The 4,653-nt window shown below is 61.8% G+C and carries 4 protein-coding genes; 1 reads left to right on the top strand and 3 read right to left on the bottom strand.

Going from position 1 to position 4,653, the window contains the following annotated elements; genetic code table 11:
- On the top strand, positions 1-1,997 hold a 1,997-nt coding region (locus tag EN935_RS23055), incomplete at its 5' end, for a ComEC/Rec2 family competence protein (RefSeq protein WP_164771276.1).
- Here EN935_RS23055 and lexA read toward each other — a convergent pair.
- From lexA to EN935_RS23040, 3 genes are all read right to left on the bottom strand, one after another.
- Positions 1,991-2,728, bottom strand: a complete 738-nt coding sequence (gene lexA / locus EN935_RS23050; protein WP_109669027.1) for a transcriptional repressor LexA — start codon at positions 2,726-2,728, stop codon at positions 1,991-1,993. The genes EN935_RS23055 and lexA overlap by 7 nt on opposite strands.
- 438 nt (positions 2,729-3,166) lie before the next feature.
- Positions 3,167-4,414 carry a kynureninase gene (kynU, locus tag EN935_RS23045; protein ID WP_127264428.1) on the bottom strand — a complete coding sequence of 416 codons (1,248 nt, stop codon included), beginning with the start codon at positions 4,412-4,414 and terminating at the stop codon, positions 3,167-3,169.
- Between the two features lie 82 nt (positions 4,415-4,496).
- A partial coding sequence (locus EN935_RS23040) for a tryptophan 2,3-dioxygenase family protein (protein WP_245489023.1) occupies positions 4,497-4,653 on the bottom strand: 157 nt, incomplete at its 5' end.

The following is a 4,653-nucleotide window of genomic DNA, read 5'->3' as shown; positions in this document are numbered from 1 at the left end:
CCGCAAAGGTCGAAACGTGGCGCGCGGGCACGCAGATGCTGGGTTCGGAAATCTCGACGCAGGTGACCGGCCGGGTCGTCTCGATCGACCAGATGGAGAGCGGCCGCATCCGGCTGACCATCGACGTGACTTCGACCGCAAGGCCGAAATTGCGCTATATGCCGGAGCGGGTGCGGCTTTCGGCACGCAAGATCCCGGCAGACATGACAGCCGGATCCCTGATCATTGGATATGCCAAGTTGTTGCCGCCGACCGGTCCGGTGCGGCCGGAAAGCTACGACTTCTCCTTTGACAGTTATTTCGCCGGCATCGGCGGCAGCGGGTTCTTTCTCGGCAATCCAAAGCTTGTCGTCACCGATGACGGCGACATGCCGCTATCGGCCCGCCTTTCCTCAAGCGTAGAAAATGCCCGAGAAGCGATTGCCGACCACATCAGGGCCAGCATTGGTGGCGCCGAAGGTGAGATCGCCGCGGCGCTGATCGTCGGCGTGCGCGCCGGCATTCCCGATGAAATCAATGAAGCGATGCGGCGTACAGGCATCTACCACATCATCTCCATTTCAGGACTGCACATGGCGCTGGTCGCCGGCACCATCATGGGTCTGCTGCGCGGCGCCTTCGCCTTGTTTCCCGACTTTTCCGCGCGTCGTCCGGTCAAGAAATATGCCGCCGCCGCGGCACTGTTCTCGATCGCTGCCTATCTCATCATCTCTGGCGTCGTCGTTGCCGCCGAGCGCAGCTTCATCATGCTGGCGGTGATGCTGATTGCCGTTCTGTTCGATCGGGCCGCACTCACCATGCGCAATCTGGCGATCTCGGCGATCGCCGTCATCGTGGTGTCGCCGCACGAGGTGGTCGGCCCGAGCTTCCAGATGTCCTTCGCGGCAACCGCAGCACTTGTCGGCGCCTATGCCGGCTGGTCGGATCATCGCGCGGGGAAAACCAGACCGCCGCCGCCGAAGCGATCCTTGCCCGGCTTCCTGACGCGAAAATTCCTGCTGGCGGCGGGCGGCTTGGCCATGACATCCATCATCGCCGGCGGCGCCACGGCGCTGTTTGCTATCTGGCATTTTCAGCGTGTGTCGCCGCTAAGCCTGTTCGCCAATCTGGCCATCATGCCAATCGTGTCACTGGTTGTCATGCCTTTCGCCGTCCTCAGTGCGCTGGCGATGCCCTTCGGCGCCGATGGTCCATTCCTTTATGTGATGGGCAAGGGCCTGACCGCGATGATCGCCATGTCCGGATGGATTTCCGAGCGTTCGCCCGTCGATGGAGTCGGATTGATTTCGCAGCAGTCTGTCCTGCTGGTGGCGATTGCCCTGGTCATCGCGACGATGGCGACGACATGGCTACGGCTCGCCGCTCTTCCCTTCGCGCTTGCCGGCCTGCTGACCGTTTCGGATACGCGCACACCCGACGTGCTGATCTCCGAGGACGCTCGACTGGTTGCGTTGCCGATCGGCGGCGGCGAGTTCGCCGTCAGCCGCGCACGGCCGAACGAATTCACCGTCGACAACTGGAAGCGCGCACTGACATCCGAAACCATCGTCGTGCCGGAAGTCTTCACCCAAGGAGACGCACAATTCGAGATCGCGGATGCCCCGGAACTGCCGCCGGGATCGCCGTTCTATTGCACGTCAGGCGTTTGTCTCGCCAGGCGCACGTCCGGCGCGATCATTGCTTATGTCGAGGATCGCAAGGACACGTGGAAAGCCTGCGGCTTCGCCGGGCTGATCGTAATCAATGACGCGACGGCCTATGACGCTTGTCACGATCCGCTGGTTCTCGTCATCACCAAGCGACAACTGGCTCGCAAAGGCAGTGCTGCCGTCTTCTTCGATCGCCAGTCGGCGACCGCGCCGGCAACCGTCAGCTTCGCGGTGGACAGGCCCTACCGGCCTTGGCATGAACAACGCAAATTCTCACGCGAGGCGAGGGGACTGCCGCCCTTCAAGAGACCCGAGAAGCCAGTGGTTAAACCGCAGCTGCCTCAGTAGCGGCGGATCAGGCCGACGAGCTTGCCTTGCACCTTGACCCTGTCCGGCCCGAAAATACGGGTTTCATAGGCCGGATTGGCGGCTTCGAGAGCAATCGAGGCGCCCTTGCGGCGGAACCGCTTCAGCGTCGCTTCCTCTTCATCGACCAGCGCCACGATGATTTCGCCGGGGCTCGCCGTGTCGGCATTGCGGATGATGACGGTGTCGCCGTCGAAAATGCCGGCCTCGATCATCGAGTCGCCCTTGACCTCCAGCGCATAGTGCTCGCCGCCCATGATCATGTCCGGCGGCACCGAGATCGAATGCGTCTGATGCTGAATGGCGTCGATCGGCACACCGGCAGCGATGCGGCCCATCACCGGGATCGACACCGCGGAGACCACGTCGTCGTCATTGCCGGCCGAAGACATCCGCGAAAGCGCCGGCTTGATCTGCCGGCCAAGGCCGCCTTGACCAAGACTGCCCTGGATGACGCTTGGCGAGAATTTTTTTGCCGCGTTGAGGCCGGGCGCGATCGAATCCGGCAGCCGCAGCACTTCCAGCGCGCGTGCCCGGTTGGGCAGCCGGCGAATGAAGCCGCGCTCCTCCAGTGCCGTAATCAGCCGGTGAATCCCGGATTTGGAGGCAAGATCGAGCGCCTCCTTCATCTCATCGAAGGATGGCGGAATGCCGCTTTCCTTCAGGCGTTCATGGATGAACATCAGCAGTTCGTGTTGCTTGCGCGTCAGCATGGCGGCCCCCAAGGTACCTGAAACCAGAATCAGAAAAACAAACCCAGAACAAACACTATCTGTTCCAGTTGTGTTCTGCAACCGTTTAAAGTTTAATGAATTTGTTAAGGTGGCGGAAATTATTCCGCGGTTGCAAGCGGATCTCGTCGACGCCTGCATGCCGTCGCAGTGCGCTTTCCGACATTGAAATTGTTATGGTTAATAGCCTGTGGCCCATCCCGAGATCAGGCCTGGCATGGCTGCCGACAGGCCCCTCGACGGTGGGCTTTCCAGCTTTCGTTTGCCGTGAACGAAACGAAGCCAAAAACGCCAACCTTGGTTAATTATTGTAGCCTGCGCTGGCCACCAGCAACGAACGCATGTGCGAGCTGGAAATTCGTCTCTTCGTCATCCGACCAAGGGGAGAGCCGATGACAACAGATCGTCGAGACGGCTGCGTTAGGTAACGGCCTCCTTGACGGCGAAACGCTGGTCCTTCCATGCACCCGTGCGCAGAATGTCTTCCAGCACCTCGACCGCCAGCCACACATCCTTGTAGCCGACATAGAGCGGCGTGAAGCCGAAACGGATGGTCGATGGCGCGCGGAAATCACCGATCACGCCACGCTCGATCAGCGCCCGCATGATTTGATAGCCATGATCGTGAAGGAACGACACCTGGCTGCCGCGGCTGGTCGTGTCGCGGGTGGTCTCCAGCGTGAGACCATAGGCGCCGCACTTTGCTTCGACGAGCTGGATGAACAGTTCGGTCAGCGCGACGCTTTTCTTTCGCAATGCCGCCATGTCGACGTCGTTCCAGATGGCAAGCGCACCCTTGAGCGCCCGCATCGACAGGACCGGCTGCGTGCCGCACAGAAAGCGGCGGATACCGGTGCCGGCCACGTAACCCTGTTCGAAGGCAAAGGGCCGCGCATGCCCCCACCAGCCGCTGAGTGGCTGGCTGATCTCGCCGTGGTGGCGCCGGGCGGCATAGATGAAGGCCGGCGCGCCCGGACCGCCGTTGAGGTACTTGTAGGTGCAGCCGATGGCGAAGTCGGCATTTGCGTGATCGAGCTCGACCGGCAGAGCACCCGCGGTGTGGCACAGATCCCAGACGATCAGCGCTCCGGCCGCATGAGCCTTGCGCGTCAGCGCCGCCATGTCCCGCAGTTCACCCGATTTGTAATTGACGTGGTTGACCAGCACCACCGCGACGTTTTCGTCGATCAGCTCTTCGATGGTTGGCGCGTCGACGCCCGCGAGGCGCAGCAGGACGCCATCCCGAGTCGAGGCCACCCCTTCGGCGATGTACAGGTCGGTGGGAAAACTGTCACCCTCGGCGACGATGGCCAACCGGCCGGGCCGCATCTCCAGCGCCGCATGCAGCACCTTGTAGATGTTGGTCGACGTCGTGTCGCAGACGACGGTCTGGCCGGCCGCGGCTCCGATCAGGCGCCCGAGCTGGTCACCGAGTTCGATCGGCATCTCGAACCATCCGGCCGTATTCCAGGCCCGGATGAGATCCTGGGCCCATTCCTTGGTCGCTGCCTGTTGCAGCTCGCCGAAAACGGCATGCGACGCTGCCCCAAGTGAATTGCCGTCGAGATAGATCACGCCTTCCGGCAGGATGAAACGATCGCGCATGGCACGCAGCGGATCCGTGGCATCCATCGCTTCGATTGCAGCGAGATCAGGAATTCCACTCATGGTCGGTCAGTCCTCGGTTGTTCGCGAAGGGTTTTCCGCCACAGAGCGTCCCCTCAGTGAGCTTGTTTTCATTTCGATGATGTCAGAGCCGGGTGCGGACCGTCCACAGCTCCGGGAACAGCACGACCTCGAGCATCTTCTTGAGATACGAAGCACCCGACGTGCCGCCGGTGCCGCGTTTCAGACCGATGATGCGCTCGACCGTGGTGACGTGGTTGAAGCGCCAGCGGCGGAAATAG

This window comes from Mesorhizobium sp. M7D.F.Ca.US.004.03.1.1 (assembly GCF_003998635.1).
Classification (GTDB): domain Bacteria; phylum Pseudomonadota; class Alphaproteobacteria; order Rhizobiales; family Rhizobiaceae; genus Mesorhizobium; species Mesorhizobium loti.
Note: the sequence above shows the minus strand (reverse complement) of the source record. Positions and strands in the feature narration are given on the sequence as shown.